The sequence below is a fragment of the Streptomyces koelreuteriae genome, from assembly GCF_018604545.1.
GTDB classification, from domain to species: Bacteria; Actinomycetota; Actinomycetes; order Streptomycetales; family Streptomycetaceae; genus Streptomyces; species Streptomyces koelreuteriae.
Genome location: NZ_CP075896.1, coordinates 682171 through 707126, shown reverse-complemented (window position 1 = coordinate 707126; position 24956 = coordinate 682171). Strand labels below are relative to the sequence as shown.

Below are 24956 nucleotides of genomic sequence, written 5' to 3'. Positions count from 1 at the left end.
ACCGCGCCGCCGCACCGGTGTTGCTCAGGTGCGCCGGTCTCCCGCCGGGCGACTCATGAGTCATGAAGAAGGATCAGTTGCTCACCCGCCGCCGGGTGTTGCTCGCCGGCGCCGGCGCGGCGGGCGCCGCCGCCACGGCCGGTGTGTTCGCGGCGGTCACCGGAGGCGGCCCCACCGGGACCGTCCCGGCAGCCGGGCCCCAGGTCCGCCGCCCGCTCAACTCCTCCGCGTACCGGCTCCAGCCCCTGACCGGATACGGCCCGCCGCATGCCGCGCCCCGCCGCACCCTGGTCCGGCGCGCACCCCTGCTGCGCTTCTCCGGCCGCGGCCGCCACATGGTGCTGACCTTCGACGACGGCCCCGACCCGCGCTACACCCCGGCCGTCCTTGACACCCTCGCCAAGTACGACGTGCGCGCGATGTTCTTCGTGTGCGGCGGCATGGTCGCCGACAACAGGGAACTGCTGGCGCGCATGGCCGAAGAGGGCCATGTCGTCGGGAACCACACCTGGTCCCACCCGCTGCTCACCCGCCTCACCCGCAGGGGGATCCGCTCCGAGATGGAACGCACCTGCGACGTCATCGAGGATGCCTACGGGGAGCGCCCCGAATGGTTCCGCGCCCCCTACGGCGCCTGGAACCGCACCGCGTTCCGGCTCGGCGCCGAACTCGGCATGGAATCCCTCGCCTGGACGGTCGACACCCTCGACTGGACCACCCCCGGCACCCGGTCCATCGTGCGCCGGGTGGAGAACGGCGCCGCCCCCGGCGTCGTGGTGCTCTCCCACGACGCCGGGGGCGACCGCTCGCAGAGTGTGCGGGCCCTGCGGCGCTATCTGCCCGAATTGCTGGACGCCGGATACCACGTCAGCGTCCCCCGGCGGCATTACGAGTGAAAGGCACCGTCAGGCCTTCGCCCGCAGAGCCGGAAAGCTCAGCGCACCTCGACCGCGCGGGCGAAGGCCACGACATTGCCCGCATAGCCGTTCTGCTGGGAGAAACCGCCGCCGCAGGTGATGACCCGCAGTTCCGCCGCGCCCTTGGACGCGTACACACGGTCGCCCGGGAAATTGTTCTTCTCGAACACCTCGACGCCGTAGATCTCGAACACGACGGTCTTTCCGTCCTGCCGGGCGACCTCGACGCGGTTTCCCTTCTTCAAAGCGCCGAGTGCGTAGAACACGGCGGGACCCAACTGGTTGTCGACATGGCCGACGACGACCGCGGTGCCCTTCTCGCCGGGGGTGACGGCCCCGGTGAACCAGCCGGCCAGGTTCGGGTCCTCGGGAGGGGGCGCGCCGACCCAGCCGTCGGCGTCCAGGCCCACGGGGATGATCGGCGTGTCGACCTGGATCGCCGGGATCCTGACCCGGTCCGGGAGGGAGTAGGGCAGGGGCTGCACGGTCCCGGCGAAGGTGGCGCCGGGCACCCGGCTGTCCCTCGCCGCCGCCGTCGCCGGTTGCGGCGGACCCTCGTCGAACTCCCCCGAACCGTTCCGGATGAGGGCGAGGCCGGTCAGCAGAACCAGCGCTATCACACCCCACGGCGCGCGCTTCCTCGGCCGCGCCTCCTCTTCGGCCTGGGCCAGCTCGGACGCAGACATTCGCCATCCCCTCTCGACGCGGCCGTCGCCGTGTCTTTCGCGCATATCAGCACGCTAAGTGCCGCGCGTGAAACCGGCGACGGGGCGGCGGCGAACGGGTGGCCCACGGCCGCGACGGGCGGCCCGGGTATTTTCAGGTGCGCCATCCGAGTTGCCGCCGCGAGGAAATTTCTGACGGTCCGTGACCTGCGGCGATATCCCCTTGTGTGGATTTCCCGCGGTATCCGCTCTCACCAGGACGGACCATTCCCGACATGCGGGTCCGGGCACGGCAACTGACTGTCTTTCTGGGAGGCGCTTTCTCGCCGATCGACCGGGGACGGGTCCCGGGGCGTCTTCCGCGGAGGATCACATGCGTAACACTCGTGCTCTGGCGGTCGCGGGCGCCGCGGTCGCCGCCCTCGGGCTCTCCGCCCCCGCGGCCGTCGCGTGGGACAGACCGAGCAACGTCGTCGCCCTGCCCAGCGTGATCGCCCGCGGCGGCCAGCTGACCATCACGGTCGACGGCTGCCCCCGCGGCGGCACGGCGACCTCCAGTGCGTTCACGATGCCGGCGACGCTCTCGCCCATCCGCGGCACCAACGAGACAGCGAGGGGCACCGCCACTATCAGGAACAACGCTCGCCCGGGTCCCTACGACATCACCGTCAGGTGCAACAACAGGACCCTGACCAAGCCGCAGGCCTTCTCCGTCATCGGCGGTGTCCGCGGCGGTATCGGCGGCAGCAGCACCACCGGTGCGACACCGACCGACATGGCCATCGGCGGCGGCCTCGTCACGGCGGCGGCCGTCGGCGGTGGCTTGTTCTGGATGCGGCGCAGGGCCGAGCGGCACGTCTGACGCCCTGCCCTCTCCGCTCCTGAACGGTGAACGGTCTTCGCCCCGGGTCCTCCATGGATCCGGGGCGAAGACCGGATCCGTCGGCGGCACGCGCGCCGGGCCGGTCAGCCGGTTTCCTCGTCGGTGCGCCGGCGCGCGAGGTGGTAGGTCGTCCCCAGTGCACCGGCGATGAGCGCGGCGCCGAGACCGATCTCCTTGAGGTCGAAGCCCGCGAGGGTGCCGCCCTCTCCGGCGTGCGCGCCCTTCGACGGGTGGCCGTGGTGGTCCCCCGGGTGGTGCGGGGAGTGGTGCGTCGGCTGCTGCGTGGGGTGGTGCGTCGGACGGCCGCCCGCGATGGTCAGTCGCGCGGTGCCGCTCGACTCGTCACAGACGAACTCCACGTCGTACACGGCTCCGGGCTTGGCGTCCCAGTCGACCACGGCCCGGGCCGAGGACTCCCGGGGCGGGATGGCGACCAGGTCGAAGACCGGTGAGGACACCACCGCCTCTCCCCGGCACGCCGCGTTGCGGACCACCCGCAGCGTGACCCTTTCGCCCGCCGCGACGGTGGAGGGCTCGACACTGAAGCCGAAATCGGTCCGTACCGCCGCGTAGGCGGTCGGCATGCAGGAGGCGAGGGCGCCGGCGCCCAGCAGTACGGCCGAAGCGACGCGTATCGCGCGCATGGTGACCTCCGGGTCCCCGAGGAGCAGCCGCGGACCTGTTCCGCTCACGTGCACCTCGTTGCCCGAAACGCTAGGAACGGGTGCGCCGCGGCGCGATCGCAGTAGCGCGAATGGGGCACACGTGTGCTCCGCCCGGGGGAACTCCGCTACCGCGGCCGGGGGAGGCGACGGCGTGTCGCGCGCTCCCCGGCCCGGATCCGTGGTGCGGGCGCCGTCAGTCCCCGGCGCCCGGGAAGAGATTGAGGAACGGGTCCGCCGACGCGGTCACGCCTCTGCTGTACGGCGAGTCGAAGTCCCAGATCAGGAACAGCAGGAAGGCGATCAGCGCCGAGAACAGCCCGGCGAGGACCATTTCCCGGGTCGTTCTGCGGATCTGCAGGGCGAAGATCATCCCGATGGTGACGACGGCTCCGGCGATCAGCCCGAACCACACCACGCCCGGCATGGTCTCCCCGGTCGACTCCGCCCGGGCGATCCGGGCCTGGTTGGCCGCGGTCACCTGGTCGAGGAGCGGCTGGTAGGCCTGGGCCTGGAAGTCCGTCTTCGGCTCGTAGTCGGTGACGTCCTGCCGGACGCGCTCGAAGAGTCGGTGACCCCGCTCGGTGACACGGCCCTCGTCGGCCATGGTGTCCCACTCGGTGGTGACGACGTAGCCCACATAGGCCTCGATGTCGTCCCGGATCCGGTCGCGGGCGTCGGCCGGGTAGACCCGGACCCGCTCCGAGACCTCGTGCAGCGCGGTGGCCTCGGCCTGCACGTGGTCCTGGGCGGCGCTGCGCCCCTCCCAGACACCGGCGATCGCCAGGCCCAGGACGATGGCGTACACGACGCCGATCCACATCGTCATGTACTCGATGACGTCCGGGGTCTCGCTGGGGTCCTCGTCGTCGGACGCCGTGCGGTGGCGTACGAGGGTGATGATGACCACCACGGCGCAGGCGGCCAGCATCGCGAGGGTGAGAACAAGCCATTCCGGCAAGAGGTACCTCCAGGGCTTTCAGGGATCAGCGCGCGCGCAGCGCGGCGACGGCGACCACCGCGGGCACCGTGACGAGCAGGACGAAGGTGAGCGGCGACATCGTGCTGCTCGTCCGCCGTGGCCGCGGCGCGGCGCGATAGCGCGGGTAGTGCACGGGTGAGGCGGACGGACGCGGCTTCGGAGTCGCCGACGGCTCGGGCGCCGGAGCCGGGGGAGGGGGCGGCGGTGGCGGTGGCACGGGCCTGAGGGTCGGCTCGGGACGGGGCGCCGCCGGGCGGGGAGCGGGTGGCGGTGGCGGCTCGGGCCGGGCCGTGGGCTTCGGAGGCGGTGGCGTCGGGTCCGGAGACGGGCTCGGCGTCGGCGACGGCTTCGGCGGCGGGGGCGTCGGGGTCGGTGTGGGAGTGGGCGTGGGCGTCGGTGTGGGTGTCGGGCACGGCGGCTTGGTCGGCCAGGTCTTGCTCCCGGCGTACGCCACCGCCTTCGTGCCGTCCGGCCCCGTCGAGGCGTACGCGCAGGCGGTGGCCACCGCCACCGAACCCGGTGCGCCGACGAGCGCCCAGGTCAGCGCCGCCACCGCCAAGGCCCTTACGGCGACGGCGGGTTGAATCGGAAGGGGTCCATACACGACGAAGATCATGAGCCTTGTTCCGCCGGGACGTGCCGGAGCGCAAGGGGATTGCCCCGAAAGAGGGATTTCCGGGTGCTGCCGGTTTGACCGGAGGTCGCCCGCAGGGTGCTCGGCGCGCATGTCTGTGCGACGAACGGCGGCCCCCGTCACAGGTCGCGGGCGGCACTCCTCACAGGTTCCGGAAAGAAATTTGGCCGGTCGTTGAACACAATCGCTGCTCCCGTGCGTACTCATGGCCGTGCGGCGGCGCAGCAGGGCGCTGCAACACCCTTGCGATTATGGGGAGTTGACGATGAAGACCTCCTGGCGGAGCGCCTCACTCGTGGCGAGCGCCGCGGCGGTCCTGGCGCTGACGACGGCGTGCGGTCAGGACAGCCCTCCGGCGGCCAGCCAGAACGTGGGCGCCACGGCGGCGCCCGGGGATTACGGAAACATCGGCTCCGGGACGGCCGGTGCGGGCGGCACCGCGAGCAGCCCGGCTGCCACGCCGAGTGCTTCCAGCCCGTCCAACCCCGCGGGCAAGCTGTCGGTCTCCACCGCGGACGAGATCGGCAAGGTGGTGACCGACAGCCTCGGTCTCACCCTGTACCGGTTCGACCAGGACACCGAGCAGCCGCCCAAGTCGAACTGCGACGGCGACTGCGCCAAGACCTGGCCGCCGGTCCCCGCGGACGACGCCGAGGCCGGCGAGGGCATCGACAAGGCGCTGCTCGGCTCGGTCACCCGGGCCGACGGCACCAAGCAGCTCACCGTGGGCGGCTGGCCGGCCTACCGCTACGCCAAGGACGTCAACGCGGGCGACGTCAAGGGCCAGGGTGTGGGCGGCAAGTGGTACGCGCTGGCCCCCGACGGCAAGAAGGCGCAGGAGGGCGGTGCGGGCGCCGCCGACGGCGGCGGAGCCGAGGCGGAGGCCGGTCTCTCCACCCGTGAGGACCCCAAGCTCGGCGAGATCGTCGTCGACAAGAACGGCATGACCGTCTACCGGTTCAAGAAGGACAAGGCCTGGCCCAAGCCGGTCTCCAACTGCACCGGCGAGTGCCTGAAGAAGTGGCCGCTCGTGGAGCCCGTCGACTTCGCCGACACCAAGGGCATCCAGGAGAAGGGCTACATGATCTTCGACCGGACCGACGGCAAGGGCAAGCAGCAGACGATCAACTGCTCGCCGATCTACACCTTCGCCGGTGACAAGGCTCCGGGCGACACCAACGGCCAGGGCGTGGGCGGCACTTGGTACGCCGTGCGCCCCGACGGAAAGCTGGTCGGCGCGTCGGAATAGCAGAGAAACCTCCCCAGGGTTGACCCTCGCGTCACCCGACGGAGCCGACCCGGTCCGCCCCTCCGTGACTCACGGAGGGGCGGACCGTTTTGCCGTGCTTCACCTGAACTCATCGAATTCTCAACACTCTTCCCCTTCCGAACCGGAACTCTCCGGAATGCCCCGAACACTGTTCGTCATATGTTCGAAGGGTGGGCGGACGGGTATCAATTCGGCACGTGCCGCAGGCAGTGACCGGGAACGGATGGTCAATTTCCGTTTCGGGTCGCTCCATTGGCGGGCGATCAGTAGCCTCTGCTCGAACACCGGATCGCCTACGCCTTGGAGAGATAGATGGAGCGTCCCGTCTGGGCCCCACGGAGCATCGACATCTCGGTGCCCAGCGTTTCCCGGATGTACGACTTCTATCTGGGCGGATCGCATAACTTCGAGGTCGACCGGGAAGCGGCCCGCAGGGCCATGGAGTTCCTGCCGGGACTCCCCAAGATCATGCAGGCGAACCGGGCGTTCATGCGCCGCGCCGTGCGCTGGGCGGCAGACCAGGGCATCACCCAGTTCCTGGACATCGGCTCCGGGATCCCCACCTTCGGCAATGTGCACGAGGTGGCCCAGGCAGCCAGCCCCGGCGCGCGCGTGGTGTACGTCGACCACGACCCGGTGGCCGTGGCGCACAGCCAGGCGGTCCTGGCGGGCAACGACGGCGCGGGCGTCGTCGCCGCGGATCTCCGCAAGCCCCAGGACATCCTGAACAGCCCCGAGGTGGAGCGGCTGATCGACCTGAATCAGCCAGTGGCCCTGCTTCTCGTTGCCATACTTCACTTCGTGGAAGACGAGGACGACCCGTACGGGGCGGTGGCCGAGCTGCGCCAGGCGCTCGCGCCCGGCAGCCTGCTCGTGCTCACCCATGCCTCCTACGAGGGGATCCCGCTTCCGCCGGAGCGGGCCGGGGGCGCGGTGGACGTGTACGAGGAGATCCGCAACCCGCTGATCATGCGCTCGCGCGAGGACATCGCGCGGTTCTTCGAGGGGTACGACATGGTGGAACCCGGACTGGTGGCGATGCCACGCTGGCGGCCCGACACCGCGCCGGAGGACGAGGATCCCTATGCGTTCTCCGGTTTCGCGGGCGTGGGGCGTACGGCGTGATCGCGGAACCGGACGGGCCGGAGGACAGACTGCGCAGATTCGCGACGATCTGGAGCCGGGCGGTCTTCCCGGTGACCTCGACGTCGTCGACCCGCGCGGAGTTCGAGGAGCAACTGCTGCCGCTGGCCCGGCGGCTGAGCGAGGCACTGCGGGCCCGGGCCTTCGACTCCGACGCGGGCCGGGCCGTGGGCGCCGCCCTCGTCGACGCGCACTGCACCGACCCCGAGGCACTCAGCCACACGCTGGACTGCGTGGACGCCTATCTGGTCCTGTACTGCGGCGGCGACGGCGACCAGGAGACCCTGCGGGCGCGCTGCGCGCGACTGCAGCACGCGATGTCCGCCGGCTTCGCCCGGGCGCTGCGCGAGCGGACGCTGGCCGAGCAGGAGGCCATCGCCGAGGCCGCCCTCCAGGCGCAGGGCGTGGTGGCCCAGGCCCTGCACGCGAGCGAGGCCCGCTTCCGGGCCGTCTTCGAGGGCGCGGCCATAGGCATCGGCATGGCCGACCTCGAGGGCAACATCCTCCAGGTCAACGGCGCGCTGCTGCGCATGTTCGGCATCACCGAGCACGCCTTGCGCTGCCGCAACGTCCGGGAGTGGACCCACCCCGACGACGCGCCGCAGACCTGGCGGCTCTACGACGAGCTCGTCCGCGGCGACCGGGAGCACTACCACCTGGAGAAGGCGTTCTACCGCCCCGACGGGACGGTCCTGTGGACCAATCTGACGGTCTCCCTGCTGCGCGACGCCGACGGCGAGCCGCAGTACCAGCTCGCCCTCATGGAGGACACCACCGAGCGGCGGCTGCTCAACCTGAGGCTGCGCTACGAGGCCACGCACGACGCGCTGACCGGACTGCCGAACCGCACCTTCTTCTTCGAGCGCCTGGAGAAGGCACTGGGCGCCGGGGAAGGCCAGCGGTTCGGGCTGTGCTACCTCGACCTCGACGGCTTCAAGACCATCAACGACAGCCTGGGCCACGCGGCCGGCGACCGGCTGCTGGTGGAGGTCGCCGACCGGCTGCAGTCCTGCGCCACCGCGCCCGGCGAGATGGTCGCCCGGCTCGGCGGCGACGAGTTCGTCGCGCTGACCACGGGCCCCGACACCCAGCACGAGGTCGACGAGCTCGCCGGCCGCATCATGAACGCGCTGCTCGCGCCGATCAGCGTCGACGGCCGGGATCTGACCGTGCGCGGCAGCATCGGCATCGTCGAGGGCCCGGCGGGGGAGCGCAGCCCGGCGGAGGTGCTGCGCAGCGCGGACATCACCATGTACCGGGCCAAGTCGGCGGGCGGCAACCGCTTCGAACTCGCCGACGCCGAGGCCGACGCCCGCGCCATCACCCGGCACGGACTGACCACCGCCCTGCCCACCGCGCTGGAGCGGGGCGAGTTCTTCATCGAGTACCAGCCGCTGGTCCATCTCGGCGACGGCAGTGTCCGGGGAGCCGAGGCCCTGGTGCGCTGGCTGCACCCGCAGCACGGCGTGCTCGGCCCGGACCGCTTCATCCCGCTCGCCGAGCACACCGGGCTGATCGTGCCGCTGGGCCGCTGGGTCCTGGAGCAGTCCGTACGGCAGGCCCGCGAGTGGCGGGAACTGCACGGCGGCGCGGAGGCCGTGGGCCCGCTGCGGATCAACGTCAATCTCTCGCCCTGCCAGCTGACCCACCCCGGCCTGGTCCAGGACACCGTCGACATCCTGGAACGCACCGGCATCGAGCCGAACGCGCTCTGCCTGGAGGTCACCGAGTCGGCGCTGATCGGCGCGGACGACGACCTGCTCAAGCCGCTGCGCCGGCTGGCCGAGATGGGCGTCGACATCGCCCTGGACGACTTCGGCACGGGCTACTCCAACCTCGCCAACCTGCGCCGCCTCCCGGTCAGCATCCTGAAGCTGGACCGCTCCTTCACCCAGAGCATGCAGCAGTTCCCGGCCGACCCCGTCGACCTCAAGATCGTCGAGGGAATCGTCTCCCTGGCCCACAGCCTGGACCTCGCGGTCACGGTCGAGGGCGTGGAAACAGGCGCCCAGGCCGAACAGTTGCGCATGATGGGCTGCGACACGGCCCAGGGCTGGTACTACGCCCGCCCGGGCCCCCCGGAGCGCCTGCACGAACTGGCACTTGTGGACGCCACTGGCTGAATAGGGTCTCTTGGGGGGCGCGGGGAACTGCGCGAGCAACCACAAACAACCCGCACCCCCGAACGGCGCTCACACACAACGGCGCTCCCGAATCGGCCTCACCGCTCAAGCAACATCCGCTGCAACTCCCGAGCGGCCCGAGTCGGAGCCACATCACTACGGTGCGCCAAGGCAATCGTGCGATGCAGCCCGGGCCGCGCAAGCGGCGTCACCCGCAACCCCCGCCCCGACCTCGCCGCCACCATCCGCGGCACCACAGCGACCCCCAACCCCGCCCGCACAAACCCCAACACCGCATCCATCTCCCCACCCTCCACCGCGAAGTCCGGTTCGAACCCCTCGGCCCGACACGCGGCAACGGTCAGCTCCCGCAGGTCGTACCCGTGCCGGAACATCACCATCCGCTCCCCCTCCAGATCGGCGACCCGCACGGTACGCGAGCCCCGGCCCGGCTTCGCCGCATCGGGTGAGGACACCACCACAAGATCCTCCCGCAGCAGCTCCACCGTGGTCAGCGCCGGCGACGGCGTCGGCAGCGGCAGCACGACCAGCGCCAGATCCAGCGCCCCACGCGCCAGCTCCCGCACCAGATCATGGGAGCCGCCCTCCTCGATCAGCAGCCGGATCCCCGGGTAGCGATCATGGAACGCCCGCAGCACATCCGGCAGCAGCCCCGTGCACACACTCGGCGTCGCCCCCAGCCGCACCCGCCCCTGCCGCAGCTGCGCCAGCTCCTGCACCTCCTGCCGGGCGGTGTCCGCGTCGGCCAGGATCCGCCGGGCCAGCGGCAGCAGCGCCTCCCCGGCGTCCGTGAGCGTGATGTTGCCGCGGGCACGCCGGAACAGATCCGCGCCCAGCTCCCGCTCCAGCGCCTTGATCTGCTGTGACAACGACGGCTGCGCGACATGGACCAGATCGGCGGCCCGGGTGAAGTGCCGGGTCTCGGCGACGGCCACGAAGTACTGGAGCTGTTGGAACTGCATCCTCGTACGATAGTCCCAGCCTATGGAATCAAGCCGGACCATGTCTTGGACCGATCGCCGGCGCGTCCGTAGCGTGCTGGACATGGCTCTGGCAACGAGGACGGACCGACGGCCGTCCATGGCACGCACCGTGTGGGACTCCACCCTCGGCAAGAAGACCGTGATGGCGGTCAGCGGGCTGATCATGCTGCTGTACCTGGTCGCCCACATGATCGGGAACCTGAAGATCTACTTCGGCGCGGGCGAGTTCAACGCCTACGGCCACTGGCTGCGCACCGTCGGTGAGCCGTTCATGCACTACGAGTGGACGCTCTGGCTGATCCGCGTCGTGCTCGTCGCCGCCGTCGTCGCCCACGCCACCGCCGCGTACCAGCTCAGCCGCCGCGACATCAGGGCGCGCCCGAGCAAGTACGTGCACAAGAAGCCGCGGGCCTCCTACGCCACGCGCACCATGCGCTGGGGCGGGATCATCCTCGGGCTGTTCATCGTCTGGCACATCCTGGACCTGACGACCGGTACCGCGCACCCCGGCGGCTTCCAGGAGGGCCGTCCGTACCAGAACGTCGTGGACACCTTCTCCACCTGGTACGGCAACGTCGTCTACATCGTCGCGATGCTCGCGCTCGGCCTGCACATCCGGCACGGCTTCTGGAGCGCCGCCCAGACCCTCGGCGCCGGCAGCCGCAGCCGCGACCGCGCCCTGAAGACCGTCGCCAACGTTCTCGCGCTGCTGCTCACGGCCGGTTTCATCGCCGTACCCGTGGGCGTCATGACCGGAGTGGTGAGCTGAAGATGACTTCCTACGCCGACTACGCGACCGGTGAGCCGGTCGTCGACACCAAGGCCCCGTCCGGGCCGGTCAACGAGCGCTGGGACAAGCGCCGCTTCGAAGCGAAACTCGTCAACCCCGCCAACCGGCGCAAACACACCGTCATCGTCGTCGGGACCGGCCTCGCCGGCGGCTCGGCCGGTGCCACCCTCGCCGAACAGGGCTACCACGTCGTCCAGTTCTGCTACCAGGACTCCCCGCGCCGCGCCCACTCCATCGCCGCGCAAGGAGGCATCAACGCCGCGAAGAACTACCGCAACGACGGCGACTCCGTCCACCGGCTGTTCTACGACACCGTCAAGGGCGGCGACTTCCGGGCCCGCGAGTCCAACGTCCACCGGCTGGCGCAGATCTCCGTCGAGATCATCGACCAGTGCGTGGCCCAGGGCGTGCCGTTCGCCCGTGAGTACGGCGGGCTGCTCGACACCCGCTCCTTCGGCGGCGTGCAGGTCTCGCGCACCTTCTACGCCCGAGGCCAGACGGGCCAGCAGCTCCTCCTCGGCGCCTACCAGGCCCTCAGCCGGCAGATCGCCGCCGGGAACATCGAGATGCATCCGCGCACCGAGATGCTCGACCTGATCGTGATCGACGGGCGGGCGCGCGGGATCGTCGCCCGGGACCTGATCACCGGCAGGATCGACACGTACTTCGCGGACGCCGTCGTGCTCGCCTCCGGCGGCTACGGCAACGTCTTCTACCTGTCGACGAACGCCATGAACTCCAACGCCACCGCGATCTGGCGGGCCCACCGGCGCGGCGCCCTCTTCGCCAACCCCTGCTTCACCCAGATCCACCCCACCTGCATCCCGCGCACCGGCGACCACCAGTCCAAGCTGACGCTGATGAGCGAGTCGCTGCGCAATGACGGGCGTATCTGGGTGCCGAAGGCGAAGGGGGACCAGCGGCCCCCGGCCGAGATCCCCGAGGACGAGCGCGACTACTACCTGGAGCGCATCTACCCGTCCTTCGGCAACCTCGTGCCGCGTGACATCGCCTCCCGCGCCGCGAAGAACGTGTGCGACGAGGGCCGGGGCGTCGGTCCCGGCGGCCAGGGCGTGTACCTGGACTTCGCCGACGCGATTCGGCGGATGGGCCGTAAGGCCGTCGAGGCCAAGTACGGCAACCTCTTCGACATGTACCAGCGGATCACCGACGAGGATCCGTACCGGGTGCCGATGCGGATCTACCCCGCCGTGCACTACACGATGGGCGGCCTGTGGGTCGACTACGACCTCCAGACCACCGTCCCCGGGCTGTTCGCGATCGGCGAGGCCAACTTCTCCGACCACGGCGCCAACCGGCTCGGCGCCTCCGCGCTGATGCAGGGCCTGGCCGACGGCTACTTCGTCCTCCCGGCCACCATCAACGACTACCTGGCCCGCAACCCGCACCACGACGCGGTCACCGACGAACACCCCGTCGTCCAGGAGGTGCTGGCCGAGACCCAGGACCGGCTCCACCTGCTGCTGTCCGTCGACGGCGACCGCACCCCCGACTCCTTCCACCGCGAGGTCGGCGAACTCATGTGGGAGTTCTGCGGCATGGCCCGCTCCGACGCGGGCCTGCGCAAGGCACTGGAGCGCATCCCGCAGATCCGCGAGGAGTTCTGGAGGCGCATCAAGGTGCCCGGCAGCGGCGAGGAGTTCAACCAGTCGCTGGAGAAGGCCAACCGCGTCGTCGACTATCTGGAGCTGGCCGAGCTGATGTGCCTCGACGCGCTGCACCGCGCCGAGTCCTGCGGCGGCCACTTCCGCGAGGAGTCCCAGACGCCCGACGGCGAGGCCGCCCGCAAGGACGAGGAGTTCGCCTACGCGGCCGCCTGGGAGTTCACCGGCACCGGCGAGGCCCCGGCCCTGCACAGGGAAGACCTGGCCTTCGAGTACGTCCACCCCACTCAGCGGAGCTACGCATGAAGCTCACCCTGCGCGTCTGGCGGCAGCGCAACGCAGACGCCGACGGCACGATGTCCACCTACGAGGTGGACGACATCTCGCCCGACATGTCCTTCCTGGAGATGCTCGACACGCTCAACGAGGAGCTCACCCTGCGCGGTGAGGACCCCGTGGCCTTCGACCACGACTGCCGCGAGGGCATCTGCGGTGCCTGTTCCCTGGTGATCAACGGGGATGCGCACGGGCCGGAACGCACCACGACCTGCCAGTTGCACATGCGGTCCTTCGAGGACGGCGACACGATCGACATCGAGCCGTGGCGGGCCTCCGCTTTCCCGGTCATCAAGGATCTGGTCGTGGACCGGTCCGCCTTCGACCGGATCATCCAGGCCGGCGGCTACATCACCGCACCGACGGGCGCGGCTCCCGAAGCGCATGCCACCCCGGTGCCGAAACCCGACGCCGAGCTCGCCTTCGAGCACGCGGAGTGCATCGGCTGCGGGGCCTGTGTGGCCGCCTGTCCCAACGGGGCCGCGATGCTGTTCACGTCCGCCAAGGTCAACCATCTCAATGTGCTGCCGCAGGGGGCGCCCGAGCGGGAGACGCGCGTGCTGGACATGGTGGAGCAGATGGACGAGGAGGGCTTCGGCGGCTGCACCCTAGCCGGGGAGTGCGCCACCGCCTGTCCCAAGGGAATTCCCCTCATGTCCATCACCAGCATGAACAAGGAGTGGCTGCGGGCCACGCGGAAGGTCGCCAAGCAGTAGTTCAACAGGCGCACACCCGCGCTCCTGGCACTCGTCACGCGCAGGACAGGCGGCATGGGCACAACAGGGGGCGGCGGCACCGCTCGCCGCCTCCGGCCCGTGACCAGGAGAGAGCCATGACCGGCGTACTGACCGTCGACCGTCCCGCGCAGCCCACGGCCCCCACCCGCTACACCGTCTCCCTCGCCCGCAACGAGGACGACGTGCGTGCCGCGCAGCGGCTGCGCCACGACGTCTTCGCCGGGGAACTGGGCGCCCTGCTGACCGGCCCGCAGCCGGGCCTCGACGTCGACTCGTTCGACGCGTACTGCGACCACCTGCTCGTCCGCGAGGAGACGACCGGCCAGGTCGTCGGCACCTACCGGCTGCTGCCGCCGGAGCGCGCGGCGGTCGCCGGGCGGCTGTACTCCGAGAGCGAGTTCGATCTGACCGCCCTCGGCGGGATCCGGCCGGAACTCGTCGAGGTCGGCCGCTCCTGCGTGCACCCCGACCACCGCGACGGCGCGGTCATCAGCCTCATCTGGGCCGGTATCGCCCGCTACATGGTCGACCGCGGCCACGAGTGGCTCGCCGGCTGCTGCTCCATCCCGCTCGCCGACGGCGGCGCTCTCGCCTCCGCCACCTGGGACCGGGTGAGCGACAAGCATCTGTCGCCGCGGGAGTTCCGCGTCCAGCCGCTGCTGCCGTGGATCCCGGGCCCCGCGCCCGCCGCCCGCGTCGAACTGCCCGCCCTGCTCCGCGGCTATCTGCGCCTCGGCGCCTGGGTGTGCGGCGAACCGGCCCACGACCCGGACTTCGGCGTCGCCGACCTGTATGTGCTGCTGCCGATGAGCCGGGTCAACTCGCGCTACCTGCGGCACTTCCTCTCCCTCGTGCCGGCGTGATGAGCGCCTGGCTGCCCCTCGCGCCCTGTACGCCCCGGGCCTGTGTCGAGCCGGTGACGAGGGCCGTGCCGTGGGCCGTGCTGCGGCTCACCGCCGTCGTCCTGCTCCTCCTCGCCGGGATCGCGCTGACGCCGTTCGGCGCGCGCATGCCGGCGTCCCTGGTCCGGCGGTGGTGCCGGTGGATCGTGCGGGCCGCAGGGGTCCAGGTCCGCATCACCGGCGCCGCCGCCCCCACCGGCCCCCTGCTGCTGGTCGCCAACCACATCTCCTGGCTGGACATACCGCTGCTCGCCGCCGTACGTCCCGCCCGGATGCTGGCCAAGACCGAGGTGCGGCGGTGGCCCGTCGCCGGGCCGCTGGTCGCGCGCGGCGGCGTCCTGTTCATCGACCGGGACCGGCTGCGGGCCCTGCCGGGCACCGTCGCCCGCATCGCCGAGGTGCTGCGCGAGGGCCGCGCCGTCGGGGTCTTCCCCGAGGGCAGCACCTGGTGCGGCCGCTCCCAGGGGGTGTTCCGCCGGGCCGTCTTCCAGGCCGCGCTGGACGCGGGGGCCGCCGTCCAGCCGGTGCACTTGCGGTACCGGATCGCCGACGGGCCCACCAGCACCGCGCCCGCCTTCGTCGGCGACGACACGCTGCCGGCCTCGGTCTGGCGCGTGGTGTCGGCACGCGGACTGGTGGCCCACGTGGACGTCCAGGACGTCATACCCCCGGGCGCCCACCCCGACCGGCGCTCGCTCGCCCGGGCCGCGCAGCCGACGGAGCCCGCCGAGCCGGCCTGGACGCATGCCGCGCTGGTGACCCGGCCGTACGGCGGCACGAAAAAGCCCGCGACGGTTCCGGCGCCCGCTGTTACCGTCGGATCCATGGAGGTCATCAAGCGCACCGACGCAGCAGCCGCGCGAGCGACCAGCTCACCGGCTGCCGACGCCTGACCTCGTCAATCCCTTCCCGGCGGCCGGAAACGGACCGCCAGGACCCCCGTACTCTCCGGCTTCCCTCGCGCGGTTCGTTCCGGTCCCCTGACCTCAAGGAGACCGCCATGGACACGGAGCGGACCGTACAGACGTTCAACGACTTCTTCCGTGAGCGCGGACACCGGCTGATCACCGGCAGCACGCTGCTGCCCCCGCCCTCGGACCCGGTGCTGTTCACCACGGCCGGAATGCAGCCCCTCACGCCCTATCTGCTGGGCCGCCCGCACCCCCAGGGGCGGCGGCTGGTCAACCTCCAGCGCTGTCTGCGCACCACCGACCTGGACGAGATCGGCGACACCACGCACCTGACGGTGTTCCAGATGCTCGGCTCCTGGTCACTGGGCGACTACGACCACGCCCAGTCGCTCCGCTGGGGGTACGAGCTGCTGCGGGACGGGTTCGGCATCCCGCGAGAACGCCTGCACGTCACGGTCTTCGGCGGATCGGACCAGGTCGGCCCCGACACCGAATCACTGCGCGTCTGGGAGGAGCTGGGGCTGCCGGTGGAGCGGGCCGGGCAGGAGAACTGGTGGTCCAACGGCCCGGTCGGCCCCTGCGGCCCCGACTCGGAGATCTTCGTCTGGACCGGCGAGCCCGGCACCCCGCCTGAGGGCAGCCCCGACACCGACCCCCGCTGGACGGAACTCTGGAACCACGTCCACATGCGCTACGAGCGCCACACCGACGGCACTCTCGTCCCCCTGCGGCAGCCCGGCGTCGACACGGGCATGGGACTGGAACGCCTCGTCGCCGTCCTGCAAGGACACCGGTCGGTCTACGACACGGACCTCTTCGAACCGTGGATGCGGACCGTGCCCTCGCTGTGGGGCCTGGACGGCCCGTCGACCCGCCTGGTCAGCGATCACCTGCGCGCCGCCGTCGCCGTGCTCGGCGACGGCGTACGGCCGTCCAACACCGGCCGCGGCTACGTCCTGCGCCGGCTGATCCGCCGACTCCTCACCACGCTCGGGCGCGACGATTCCTCCCGTACCCTCGCCGACCTGCCCCCGGAGCTGATCGAGCACACCCTCGACCACTTCCGCCAGTCCGTCGGCCCCGACCTCGTCCGGGAGATCCTCCTCGACGAGGAGCGGCGGTTCCGCAAACTCATCGAACGGGGACGCCGTCTGCTGTCCCGGCCCCAGTACCGGAGGCCGCTCAGCGAAGAGGACTACGGCTACCTCCACGACACCCACGGCCTGCCCCGGGACCTCGTCGCCGGACTGCTCGCCACCCGCTGACGGGCTACCCCTGTCGCTCCCGGCCGAGCGCCCGGCCCAGATAGCGGGCTGTGGCGCTCGGCTCTGCCGCCGCCACCTCCGCGGGCGGACCGGCCGCCACGATCCGGCCGCCCGCGTCGCCGCCGCCCGGGCCGAGGTCGATCACCCAGTCCGCGCGGGCGACGACGGACATGTCGTGCTCGACGACGATCACCGTGTGCCCGGCGTCGACCAGGCCGTGCAACTGGCGCATCAGCACATCCACGTCGGCCGGGTGGAGACCGGTGGTCGGCTCGTCGAGGAGGTAGAGCGTGTGGCCGCGACGGCCGCGCTGCAGCTCGCTCGCCAGCTTGATGCGCTGCGCCTCGCCGCCGGACAGCTCCGTCGCGGGCTGGCCGAGGCGCAGATAGCCGAGGCCCACGTCCAGCAGGGTGCCGAGGCTGCGGGCCACGGCCGGGGTGTCCGCGAAGAACTCCGCCGCGCTCTCCACCGTCAGATCCAGCACCTGCGCGATGTCCCGCCCCCGGTACGTCACTTCCCGCGTCTCGGTGTTGTACCGGGCCCCGCCGCAGTCCGGGCAGGGCGCGTACGTGCTCGGCAGGAACAGCAGCTCCACACTGACGAACCCCTCGCCCTGGCAGGTCTCACAGCGCCCGCCCACCACGTTGAAGGAGAACCGGCCGACCCCGAAGCCCCGTTGACGCGCCCCGTCGGTGGCCGCGAACACCCTGCGCACCACGTCGAAGAGACCGGTGTACGTCGCGAGGTTCGAGCGCGGGGTGCGCCCGATGGGCTTCTGGTCGACCGAGACCAGCCGGCCCACCCCCGCCGTGCCCGCCGCGTCCTCGGTGATCTCGCCGATGAGCGTGGACTTGCCGGAGCCCGACACCCCGGTGACCGCGGTGAACACGCCGAGCGGGAAGTCTGCGGTCACCCCGCGCAGGTTGTGCCGGGTGACCGGGCCGGTCGTCAGCCACCCGCCCGGTTCACGGACCTCCCGGGCCGGAGCGGGGGAGCGGTCGAACAGGTAGCGGGCCGTCGCCGACTCCTCGACCGCGGCCAGGTCCGCCACCGGGCCGCTGTGCAGCACCCGCCCGCCGTGCTCGCCCGCCTGCGGACCCACGTCCACCAGCCAGTCTGCGCCGCGCACGACATCGAGGTGGTGCTCCACCACGAACACCGAGTTCCCGGCCGACTTCAGCCGCTCCAGCACCGTGAGCAGTGCCTCGGTGTCCGCCGGGTGCAGCCCGGCCGACGGCTCGTCGAGGACGTAGACGACGCCGAACAGGCCCGAGCGCAGCTGGGTGGCGAGGCGCAGGCGTTGCAGTTCGCCGGCGGAGAGGGTGGGGGTGGGCCGGTCGAGGCTGAGGTAGCCGAGGCCCAGCTCGAGGACCGGTGCGATCCGGGACGTCAGGTCGGCGGTGAGGACCCGGGCGGTCTCCGATGTCCCGTCGAGACCGGAGGCCAGCTCCACCAGCGGCCGGGCGGCCAGCTCGGCGATGGTCCGGCCGCCGAACGTCACGGCGAGTGCCTCGGGGCGCAGCCGGCTTCCGCCGCAGGCCGGGCAGGGCGCACTGGCCAGGAACCGTTCGGCCTTCGTCCGCAGGGTCGGGCTCTTGGAGTCCGAGAAGGTCTTCATCACGTACCGCCGGGCGCTCATGTAGGTGCCCTGGTACGGCCGCTGGATGCGGTCCGCGTCCCGCACCGGGTGCACGGTGACGACCGGCTGCTCGTCCGTGAAGAGAATCCACTCCCGGGCCGTCGCGGGCAGTTCCCGCCACGGCCGGTCCACGTCGTGGCCGAGCGCGTCGAGGATGTCCCGCAGGTTCTTGCCCTGCCAGGCGCCCGGCCACGCGGCGACGGCCCCCTCGCGGATCGACAGCGACGGGTCGGGGACCAGCAACTCCTCGCTCGTACGGTGCACTTGCCCGAGCCCGTGGCACTCCGGGCAGGCCCCGGCCGCCGTGTTGGGCGAGAACGCGTCGGAGTCGAGGCGCTCGGCGCCGGGCGGATAGGTGCCGGCCCGGGAGAACAGCATGCGCAGCGAGTTGGAGAGGTTGGTGACGGTGCCGACGGAGGAGCGTGAGGTGGGGGCGGCGCGGCGCTGCTGGAGCGAGACGGCCGGCGGCAGACCGGTGATCTCCCCGACCTTCGGCGCGCCGACCTGGTGGATCAGCCGGCGTGCGTACGGTGCGACCGATTCGAAGTAGCGCCGCTGGGCCTCCGCGTAGATCGTGCCGAACGCCAGGGACGACTTGCCCGAGCCGGACACGCCGGTGAACACGGCCAGCACGTCCCGGGGGATGTCGACGTCGATGCCCTGAAGGTTGTGCTCGCGGGCGCCGCGGACGCGGACGTAGGGGTCGTGGGGGGTGTGGGGGTCGTGCATGGGCAGGACTCTAACCGGAGGTGATCGCGGCCAGCCGCCGGTAGGAGTCCAGCAGGGCCTCGCGGTCGTAGGTGCTGGTGGTGACGAGGACCTCCTGCGCCCCGGTCTCCTTCAGGACCGTCTCCAGCTCGTCGGCGACCTGCTCCTCGGTGCCGGCGATGTGGCCGGTGAGCCCGGACTCGTGGAAGCCGCGCTCCTTGCCCGTCATGGTGAGCGCCTCGACGTGCTCGGCGGGCGCCAGGGGAGGGAAGGTGCCGTGGGTACGGGAGTACGCCATCGCCCAGGCCTCCGGGACGAGCAGCCGCCGGGCCCCCTCGGGCGTGGACGCCACGGCGATCGTCCCCGAGATGACGACGTACGGTTCCGGCGCCCATTCGGAGGGGCGGAAGTGCTCGCGGTAGTGGTCGATGCCGCGCCGCATCTTCTCCCGGTTGCGGAGATCACCGATGACCATGGGCAGCCCCGCGCGGGCGGCGATCCCGGCGCCCTCGCCCATGGCCAGCACGAACGGCGGCACGCTCAGCCCCTCGGCGGGGCGGGCACGCACCCCGGTGGGGGAGGTGCCCCGGAACCAGCCGAGCAGCTCCCGCAGCTGGGCCTCGAAGTCCTCGGCGTCGCCCTTGTCGCGGCCCAGGGCCCTGCGGACCCCGTCGGTGAACCCGACGGACCGGCCCAGGCCCATGTCGATCCGCCCGGGGAACAGTGACTCCAGCACCCCGAACTGCTCGGCCACGACCAGCGGCCGGTGATTGGGCAGCATCACCCCGCCGGTGCCGACCCGGATCGTCCTGGTCGCGGCGGCGACGGCGGCGGCCAGCACGGTCGGCGCGGAACCGGCGACCCCGGGAACGCCGTGATGCTCCGACACCCACACCCGGTGATACCCGAGCCGCTCCAGCTCCCCCGCCAGCCGCACGGTGTCCCGCAGCGCCTCGGGGTGGGTGTGCCCCTCGCGGGTGCGGGAGCGGTCGAGGACGGACAGGCGCACTGGTTCCATACGAGGTTCTACGCCGCACAGGGGCGCCGGTATTCCGCCGTCGCCGCACCGGGACCACCGCCGGAAAACCGGGTGACCGCGTCCTGGCAGGTCAGGACAATGGCCCGGTATCCCGTAGTGAAAGGCGGCCGACCATGACCGTCCCCAACGTCCTGCTCTCCGGCATCGTCGGATCGACCGCGTACGGACTCGCCCACGAGGGGTCCGACATCGACCGCCTCGGCCTGTTCGCGGCGCCCACCGAAGAGCTGCACGGTCTGCGCCGGCCGAAGGAGTCCCACGTCGGCAAGGCGCCGGACAGCACACTGCACGAGGCCGCCAAGTGGTGCCGGCTGGCCCTGGGCGGCAACCCGACCGCCATGGAGCTGGTGTGGCTCCCGGACGAGCTGTACGAGGTGCGGACCCCGCTCGGCGACGAGCTCATCGGCATCCGCTCCTCCTTCCTGTGCGCCCGGCGCGTCAGGGACGCCTACCTGGGCTACGCCACCCAGCAGTTCCGGCGGCTGGAGAGCCGCAGCGACCGCTCGTCCTCCGCGGACACCCGCGGGCGCGCGGCGAAGCACGCCCGGCATCTCAAGCGGCTGTGCGGGCAGGGCCTGGAGCTGTACACCACCGGGCGGCTGACGATCCGCGTGGAGAACCCGGAGGAGTACCACGCCTTCGGGGAGCGGGTCGCCGCCGACCCCTCCGCCGCGCGGCCCCTGCTGGGACACTACGAGGCCGCCTTCGACACCGGCCGCACGGCGCTGCCGGACGAGCCCGACGAGGCGCCGGTCGAGGCATGGCTGCGGCGGGTCCGCGCGCACTTCTACCCGGAGGCAGCGGCCTCAGCCGTCCGGGCGTAGCAGCCCGCGCTCGTAGGCCCTGACCAGGTTCTGCGGTACGAGGTGGCGGACGCCGTCGACGGTGACCGGGACCAGCGTCGGGGTGGCCGCCTTCCACTGGGCGCGGCGGTGACGGGTGTTGCTGCGGGACATCTTCCGCTTCGGGACAGCCATGGGACTCCTCCTCGGTGGACGGGCACCGAGGACGCTACATGAAAATGGATCCCATTAACAATGAGTGTCCCCGCTGCCCGGCCGTCGATGCCCCAGCTGTGGGTCAGTCGTCGGCGCCCACCAGCATCCGCACCTCGAACTCCTCGTGCGCGGAGCTGTCCTCGGCCGGGCCCTTGTCCAGCACCGTGCCGAGCCAGCCCAGCAGGAAGCCCGCGGGGATGGAGACGATGCCCGGGTTCTGGAGCGGGAACCAGGCGAAGTCGACGTCGGGATAGAAGGAGGCCGGGGCGGAGGAGACGACGGGGGAGAACACGGCGAGCAGGACCGAGCAGGCCAGGCCGCCGTAGAGGCTGAGCAGCGCCCCCTTCGCGGTGAAGCGCCGCCAGAAGAGGGTGTAGATGATCGTCGGCAGGATCGCGGACGCCGCGATGGCGAAGGCGAGGAACGCGAGCGTCGCGGTGTTCGCCCCCCAGGCGACGAGGGCCAGCAGGATGCCGAGGACGCCGATGACCGCTCCGGACAGCCGGGCCACGGTCAGCTCCTCCGCCTCGGTGGCCTGGCCCTTGCGGATCACCTCGCTGTACAGGTCGTGCGCGAGGGACGAGGCCGCGGCCAGGGTGAGGCCCACCGCCACGGCGAGCAGGGTCAGATAGGCCAGACACGTCAGCAGCGCGGTGAGCACACTGCCACCCAACTCGTGCGCGAGCAGCAGGACGGAGGCGTTGCCGGTGCGGTCCGTGTTCTCGATGGTGTCCCGGCCGAGCAGCGCGGTGGCGCCGAGGCCGAGGATGCCGGCCCCGAAGCAGACCGCGCCGACCAGGCCGACGGCCCACAGGACGGAGGAGCGCAGCACACCGCTCTTGCGCGGGGCGAGCAGCCGCATCAGCACGTGCGGGAGGGCGGCGAGGCCGAGGACGATGGCCAGTTCGAGGCTGAAGAAGTCCAGCTTGTTGCTGACGGTCCCGCCGTAGCGCAGCCCGGGTTCGAGGAACTGCGGTCCGGCGCCGCTGCGTTCGGCCGCCCTCTCCAGCAGCGCGTCGGGGTTCCAGTCGAAGTGGTGCAGCACCAAGCCCGCCGTGAACAGCACGCCCGCCACCAGCATCACGGCCTTGATGATCTGGATGACCGTGGCGCCGGGCATGCCGCCGAGGGAGGCGTACAGGATCACGAACGTTCCGATCACCGCCACGCACAGGGTGCGGGTGGTGGCGCTGGGTGCTCCGGTGAACTGGGTCAACAGCGCCACACTGCCGACGAGTTGGGCCACCAGATAGAGCGTCGCGATGGCCAGGATGCAGACCGCGAGGGCGACCCGCACCGGCCGCTGCTGCCGGGGCAGGCGCAGCGCCACCGTGTCGCCGAGCGTGAACTTCCCCGTGCGGTGCAGGGGTTCGGCGATCAGCAGCAGCACCATCATCCAGGCGACGGTGGTGCCGCCCAGGTACATCAGTCCGTCGTAGCCGGTCAGGGCGACCAGGCCGGTGCTGCCCAGCAGGGTGGCGGCGGACAGGTAGTCGCCGCACATGGCCAGGCCGTTGCGCAACGGCGACATGGTGCGGTTGCCGAGGTAGAACTCGCTGATCTCGTCGCGCTGAGGGGCCGTCAGCAGCGCCGTGAACAGGGTGATCACGACCACGGTCAGAAACAGGACGAACGTCAGCTGCAGGCTGCTGTCGTCAATGGCGGCGGCGGTCGTCACCACGTGCGGAACCCCCTCGTGCCGTGCCGCAGGGGCTGCCCGGCGCCCTGGGGCGCCGCGGCCGGACGGGCGTGGCGGTTGTCGTTCTCGTGCTGCCGGGCGGACCTGAGGCCGCGGGCGAGCGGATCGACCCGGTCACGCATGTGCCGGACATGGCACCAGGCGGTCACGCCCATGATGACGAACTGCCCGAGGCCGAGAGTGAGCCCGATCGTGAGATGGCCGAACAGCGGCTGATTCATCACCGCGGGAACAAAACTCGACAGCAGTACATACAGCAGAAATCCGCCGGCGGACAGGATCGTCGCCCGGATCCCGAACCGACGCTGCGCGCGACGCAGCGAGAGGAATTCGGGATGGTCGGATATACGAGACGGCGGTGTGTGTTCGATGTGCGGAAGCGGAAATGTGGGAGTGTCTTCCCGCCTCGGTGGGAATTCGGGCACAGGCGCACCTTCTTCGCTGCATCGTGCCCCGCACTCGACCCTGTCGGGGAGGTGTCGCGTCCGGCTTTCGAGCAGGGTGGAGGGGCGCCGGACACGGTGAGGGGGTGCGGGCTCTGTGGGGGGGGCTCGTGAAACCGGAAAAGTCGCAGTCCGGAATCGCGGGGACGGCCACGGGGAGTATGTCAGTGCTGTGCTTGAGCTATCAACTGTGATGGTCAATTGATCTGTGGTCATCGCTCGTTCACATCCCCGGCGAATAGTCCGGACCATTTATCCGGCCAGGCTGTCTCAAATGAGCCGGATCAGAAACGGGCGCCGACGGCGGTGCCGTTGCGGGGGACGAGGAACGCCGGCGCCTTCGGCAGTGAGCCGTCCGCCGCCCGGGGGCCGGTGAGCGGACCCGGGTCGGTGCTCAGCACCGAGGAGGCGTTCCATGTGCCGCCGATGTTCCAGGAGTTGCCGTCGGCGACCGTCTTCGCCCCGACGGCCGCCGCGCGCTGGTCCGCGACGGAGAGGTTGCCGGTGAGCCGGGCGGTTCCGCCCGAGACGTCGGCGTCGAAACCCGTACCGGTGTTGCCGTACGTGGAGTTGCGGCTCAGGGCGAGGGAGCCGGGGTTGCCGTTGTCGGTGAGGCCGTGCTTCGCGTTCTTGAAGGAGACGCTGTCGCGCACGGTGTGGGCCACCGCAGGGGCCGGGCTGCCGCCGCCGAGCTTGAAGCCGTTGCCGTCGCCCGCGAAGTCGGGGAAGTTCCAGCGGTTGAATCCGTTGCCGTACGCCACCGTGTTCTCGATCGTCACCGGGGAGGCGAACTCCCAGGCGTCGAAGCCGTCGTCGACGTTGTTCCACAGCCGGGCGCCGCGCACCACGTTGCCCGTGCCGGAGCCCTCCTTGACGGCCAGGCCGTCGGCGCTCTCCCCGTTCTTGCGCGGGTCGCGGTTGCCGTAACTGTCCAGGTTCAGAATCTGGTTGTCGCTGGAGTCGCCCTGGAGCTGGAAGCCGGACTCGTAGTTGTCGTGCGTGCTCAGGCGCGAGAAGACATTGCCGTCGCAGCCGTCGCAGTACACCCCGTACGGGCCGTTGACGATCTCCAGATCCGAGATCCGCCAGTGCGACGCCTCCATGTGGACCGCCCCGCGCTCGGCACGCGGGATGCCGCCGCCGACCGGGGTGTGGCTCGCGGGCAGTCGCTCGCCGTCGACGACCACCCGCTCGCCCGGGTGGGCGGTGAGGGTGATGGGCTGGGACGCGGTCCCCGACCCGGCGATGGTGATGTTGTCCGTGAGGGCGTACGTCCCGCCGCGCACACTGATGCTGTCGCCGGGCTTCGCCAGGTCCACCGCCCGCTGGATGGTCTTCAGCGGCCGGGCGAGCGTACCGGGGGCGGAGTCGTCCCCGTTCGGCGCCACGACCAGGGTCGTGCCCGCGGCGACGGCCGGCCCCGCCGGGCCGCCCAGCACCAGGGCCAGCGCCGTCCCCGTCATCATCGCCGCCGACCAGATCCTCGTGTTGCGCATACGGCCTCCCGCCTCTGCCTGCTGGGTGTCGCAGAGCAGTGGCCGCCCGGCGCGCGAAGGTTGCCGGGCGGACACGGGAAGCGCC

General features: G+C 71.3%; 24 protein-coding genes. 13 read left to right on the top strand and 11 right to left on the bottom strand.

The genetic code is table 11. The annotated features are described in order from the left end of the window. Positions 1-62 precede the first annotated feature (62 nt). A complete protein-coding gene (locus KJK29_RS03230) occupies positions 63-896 on the top strand; it encodes a polysaccharide deacetylase family protein (protein ID WP_215117072.1) in 834 nt (277 codons plus the stop codon). 38 nt (positions 897-934) lie between these two features. On the opposite strand, the gene KJK29_RS03225 is transcribed toward KJK29_RS03230, so the two are convergent. Beyond that, a complete protein-coding gene (locus tag KJK29_RS03225; RefSeq protein WP_215117071.1) occupies positions 935-1603 on the bottom strand; it encodes a class F sortase in 669 nt (222 codons plus the stop codon). 352 nt (positions 1604-1955) lie between these two features. Here KJK29_RS03225 and KJK29_RS03220 point away from each other — a divergent pair, with 352 nt between their 5' ends. After that, a complete protein-coding gene (locus KJK29_RS03220; RefSeq protein WP_215117070.1) occupies positions 1956-2444 on the top strand; it encodes a hypothetical protein in 489 nt (162 codons plus the stop codon). Positions 2445-2548: 104 nt separating this feature from the next. Here KJK29_RS03220 and KJK29_RS03215 read toward each other — a convergent pair whose 3' ends face one another. The 3 genes from KJK29_RS03215 to KJK29_RS38710 form a co-directional block, all read right to left on the bottom strand. After that, on the bottom strand, positions 2549-3109 hold the full coding sequence (locus KJK29_RS03215) for a hypothetical protein (protein ID WP_215124123.1): 561 nt from the start codon (positions 3107-3109) through the stop codon (positions 2549-2551). 214 nt (positions 3110-3323) lie between these two features. Beyond that, the gene (locus KJK29_RS03210; RefSeq protein ID WP_215124122.1) at positions 3324-4058 is read right to left on the bottom strand and encodes a bestrophin-like domain; all 735 of its coding nucleotides are present in this window, start codon (positions 4056-4058) and stop codon (positions 3324-3326) included. Positions 4059-4113: 55 nt separating this feature from the next. After that, a complete protein-coding gene (locus tag KJK29_RS38710; RefSeq protein ID WP_251057690.1) occupies positions 4114-4326 on the bottom strand; it encodes a hypothetical protein in 213 nt (70 codons plus the stop codon). Between the two features lie 73 nt (positions 4327-4399). Here KJK29_RS38710 and KJK29_RS38705 point away from each other — a divergent pair, with 73 nt between their 5' ends. From KJK29_RS38705 to KJK29_RS03190, 4 genes are all read left to right on the top strand, one after another. Next, on the top strand, positions 4400-4693 hold the full coding sequence (locus KJK29_RS38705) for a hypothetical protein (protein WP_251057689.1): 294 nt from the start codon (positions 4400-4402) through the stop codon (positions 4691-4693). A gap of 315 nt (positions 4694-5008) precedes the next feature. After that, positions 5009-5992 carry an SCO0930 family lipoprotein gene (locus tag KJK29_RS03200; RefSeq protein ID WP_215117068.1) on the top strand — a complete coding sequence of 328 codons (984 nt, stop codon included), beginning with the start codon at positions 5009-5011 and terminating at the stop codon, positions 5990-5992. A 333-nt stretch (positions 5993-6325) separates the two neighbouring features. Beyond that, a complete protein-coding gene (locus KJK29_RS03195; RefSeq protein ID WP_215117067.1) occupies positions 6326-7138 on the top strand; it encodes an SAM-dependent methyltransferase in 813 nt (270 codons plus the stop codon). After that, positions 7135-9279: a putative bifunctional diguanylate cyclase/phosphodiesterase gene (locus KJK29_RS03190; protein WP_215117066.1), complete on the top strand. Its 2145-nt coding sequence runs from the start codon at positions 7135-7137 to the stop codon at positions 9277-9279. Before KJK29_RS03195 ends, KJK29_RS03190 begins: the two co-directional genes overlap by 4 nt. Before the next feature lie 98 nt (positions 9280-9377). Here the strand turns inward: KJK29_RS03190 and KJK29_RS03185 are convergent, their stop codons facing one another. Continuing rightward, positions 9378-10262, bottom strand: coding sequence for a LysR family transcriptional regulator (locus KJK29_RS03185; RefSeq protein WP_215117065.1), 885 nt, complete (start codon positions 10260-10262; stop codon positions 9378-9380). A 118-nt stretch (positions 10263-10380) separates the two neighbouring features. Here KJK29_RS03185 and KJK29_RS03180 point away from each other — a divergent pair, with 118 nt between their 5' ends. From KJK29_RS03180 to KJK29_RS03155, 6 genes are all read left to right on the top strand, one after another. Continuing rightward, positions 10381-11052: a succinate dehydrogenase gene (locus KJK29_RS03180; RefSeq protein ID WP_215117064.1), complete on the top strand. Its 672-nt coding sequence runs from the start codon at positions 10381-10383 to the stop codon at positions 11050-11052. Positions 11053-11054: 2 nt separating this feature from the next. Further along, positions 11055-13004 (top strand): fumarate reductase/succinate dehydrogenase flavoprotein subunit, encoded by a 1950-nt coding sequence (locus KJK29_RS03175; protein ID WP_215117063.1) that lies wholly within the window; start codon positions 11055-11057, stop codon positions 13002-13004. After that, positions 13001-13750 carry a succinate dehydrogenase/fumarate reductase iron-sulfur subunit gene (locus KJK29_RS03170; RefSeq protein WP_215117062.1) on the top strand — a complete coding sequence of 250 codons (750 nt, stop codon included), beginning with the start codon at positions 13001-13003 and terminating at the stop codon, positions 13748-13750. The genes KJK29_RS03175 and KJK29_RS03170 overlap by 4 nt, the downstream gene beginning before the upstream one ends. A gap of 116 nt (positions 13751-13866) precedes the next feature. After that, positions 13867-14634, top strand: a complete 768-nt coding sequence (locus tag KJK29_RS03165) for a GNAT family N-acetyltransferase (RefSeq protein ID WP_215117061.1) — start codon at positions 13867-13869, stop codon at positions 14632-14634. Next, positions 14634-15566 carry a lysophospholipid acyltransferase family protein gene (locus KJK29_RS03160; protein WP_215124121.1) on the top strand — a complete coding sequence of 311 codons (933 nt, stop codon included), beginning with the start codon at positions 14634-14636 and terminating at the stop codon, positions 15564-15566. The genes KJK29_RS03165 and KJK29_RS03160 overlap by 1 nt, the downstream gene beginning before the upstream one ends. Before the next feature lie 107 nt (positions 15567-15673). Next, positions 15674-16849, top strand: coding sequence for an alanine--tRNA ligase-related protein (locus KJK29_RS03155; RefSeq protein WP_215117060.1), 1176 nt, complete (start codon positions 15674-15676; stop codon positions 16847-16849). 4 nt (positions 16850-16853) lie between these two features. Here KJK29_RS03155 and KJK29_RS03150 read toward each other — a convergent pair whose 3' ends face one another. Both KJK29_RS03150 and KJK29_RS03145 read right to left on the bottom strand, forming a co-directional pair. Further along, positions 16854-19217 (bottom strand): ATP-binding cassette domain-containing protein, encoded by a 2364-nt coding sequence (locus KJK29_RS03150; protein WP_215117059.1) that lies wholly within the window; start codon positions 19215-19217, stop codon positions 16854-16856. Between the two features lie 10 nt (positions 19218-19227). After that, a complete protein-coding gene (locus KJK29_RS03145; protein WP_215117058.1) occupies positions 19228-20214 on the bottom strand; it encodes an LLM class flavin-dependent oxidoreductase in 987 nt (328 codons plus the stop codon). Between the two features lie 134 nt (positions 20215-20348). Here KJK29_RS03145 and KJK29_RS03140 point away from each other — a divergent pair, with 134 nt between their 5' ends. Then, complete coding sequence (locus KJK29_RS03140; RefSeq protein ID WP_215117057.1) at positions 20349-21059, top strand: nucleotidyltransferase domain-containing protein; 711 nt, start codon at positions 20349-20351, stop codon at positions 21057-21059. Here KJK29_RS03140 and rpmF read toward each other — a convergent pair. From rpmF to KJK29_RS03120, 4 genes are all read right to left on the bottom strand, one after another. Further along, positions 21042-21212 (bottom strand): 50S ribosomal protein L32, encoded by a 171-nt coding sequence (gene rpmF, locus KJK29_RS03135; protein ID WP_031108795.1) that lies wholly within the window; start codon positions 21210-21212, stop codon positions 21042-21044. The two genes, KJK29_RS03140 and rpmF, sit on opposite strands and share 18 nt — an antisense overlap. A 103-nt stretch (positions 21213-21315) precedes the next feature. Beyond that, complete coding sequence (locus tag KJK29_RS03130) at positions 21316-22911, bottom strand: sodium/solute symporter (RefSeq protein WP_215124120.1); 1596 nt, start codon at positions 22909-22911, stop codon at positions 21316-21318. Then, on the bottom strand, positions 22908-23357 hold the full coding sequence (locus KJK29_RS03125; protein ID WP_215117056.1) for a DUF485 domain-containing protein: 450 nt from the start codon (positions 23355-23357) through the stop codon (positions 22908-22910). The genes KJK29_RS03130 and KJK29_RS03125 overlap by 4 nt, the downstream gene beginning before the upstream one ends. Positions 23358-23659: 302 nt before the next feature. After that, positions 23660-24871: a right-handed parallel beta-helix repeat-containing protein gene (locus KJK29_RS03120; RefSeq protein ID WP_215117055.1), complete on the bottom strand. Its 1212-nt coding sequence runs from the start codon at positions 24869-24871 to the stop codon at positions 23660-23662. Between the last annotated feature and the right edge of the window lie 85 nt (positions 24872-24956).

Excerpts from the sequence above, each read along its gene's own strand:
- KJK29_RS03175 (WP_215117063.1), top strand. The coding sequence starts at position 11,055 with ATGACTTCCTACGCCGACTACGCGACCGGTGAGCCGGTCGTCGACACC.
- KJK29_RS03230 (WP_215117072.1), top strand. The coding sequence starts at position 63 with ATGAAGAAGGATCAGTTGCTCACCCGCCGCCGGGTGTTGCTCGCCGGC.
- KJK29_RS03195 (WP_215117067.1), top strand. The coding sequence starts at position 6,326 with ATGGAGCGTCCCGTCTGGGCCCCACGGAGCATCGACATCTCGGTGCCC.
- KJK29_RS03140 (WP_215117057.1), top strand. The coding sequence starts at position 20,349 with ATGACCGTCCCCAACGTCCTGCTCTCCGGCATCGTCGGATCGACCGCG.
- KJK29_RS03120 (WP_215117055.1), bottom strand. The coding sequence starts at position 24,871 with ATGCGCAACACGAGGATCTGGTCGGCGGCGATGATGACGGGGACGGCG.
- KJK29_RS03170 (WP_215117062.1), top strand. The coding sequence starts at position 13,001 with ATGAAGCTCACCCTGCGCGTCTGGCGGCAGCGCAACGCAGACGCCGAC.
- KJK29_RS03150 (WP_215117059.1), bottom strand. The coding sequence starts at position 19,217 with ATGCACGACCCCCACACCCCCCACGACCCCTACGTCCGCGTCCGCGGC.
- rpmF (WP_031108795.1), bottom strand. The coding sequence starts at position 21,212 with ATGGCTGTCCCGAAGCGGAAGATGTCCCGCAGCAACACCCGTCACCGC.
- KJK29_RS03145 (WP_215117058.1), bottom strand. The coding sequence starts at position 20,214 with ATGGAACCAGTGCGCCTGTCCGTCCTCGACCGCTCCCGCACCCGCGAG.
- KJK29_RS03220 (WP_215117070.1), top strand. The coding sequence starts at position 1,956 with ATGCGTAACACTCGTGCTCTGGCGGTCGCGGGCGCCGCGGTCGCCGCC.
- KJK29_RS03160 (WP_215124121.1), top strand. The coding sequence starts at position 14,634 with ATGAGCGCCTGGCTGCCCCTCGCGCCCTGTACGCCCCGGGCCTGTGTC.
- KJK29_RS03155 (WP_215117060.1), top strand. The coding sequence starts at position 15,674 with ATGGACACGGAGCGGACCGTACAGACGTTCAACGACTTCTTCCGTGAG.
- KJK29_RS03180 (WP_215117064.1), top strand. The coding sequence starts at position 10,381 with ATGGCACGCACCGTGTGGGACTCCACCCTCGGCAAGAAGACCGTGATG.
- KJK29_RS03185 (WP_215117065.1), bottom strand. The coding sequence starts at position 10,262 with ATGCAGTTCCAACAGCTCCAGTACTTCGTGGCCGTCGCCGAGACCCGG.
- KJK29_RS03210 (WP_215124122.1), bottom strand. The coding sequence starts at position 4,058 with ATGCTGGCCGCCTGCGCCGTGGTGGTCATCATCACCCTCGTACGCCAC.
- KJK29_RS03225 (WP_215117071.1), bottom strand. The coding sequence starts at position 1,603 with ATGTCTGCGTCCGAGCTGGCCCAGGCCGAAGAGGAGGCGCGGCCGAGG.
- KJK29_RS03215 (WP_215124123.1), bottom strand. The coding sequence starts at position 3,109 with ATGCGCGCGATACGCGTCGCTTCGGCCGTACTGCTGGGCGCCGGCGCC.
- KJK29_RS03200 (WP_215117068.1), top strand. The coding sequence starts at position 5,009 with ATGAAGACCTCCTGGCGGAGCGCCTCACTCGTGGCGAGCGCCGCGGCG.
- KJK29_RS03165 (WP_215117061.1), top strand. The coding sequence starts at position 13,867 with ATGACCGGCGTACTGACCGTCGACCGTCCCGCGCAGCCCACGGCCCCC.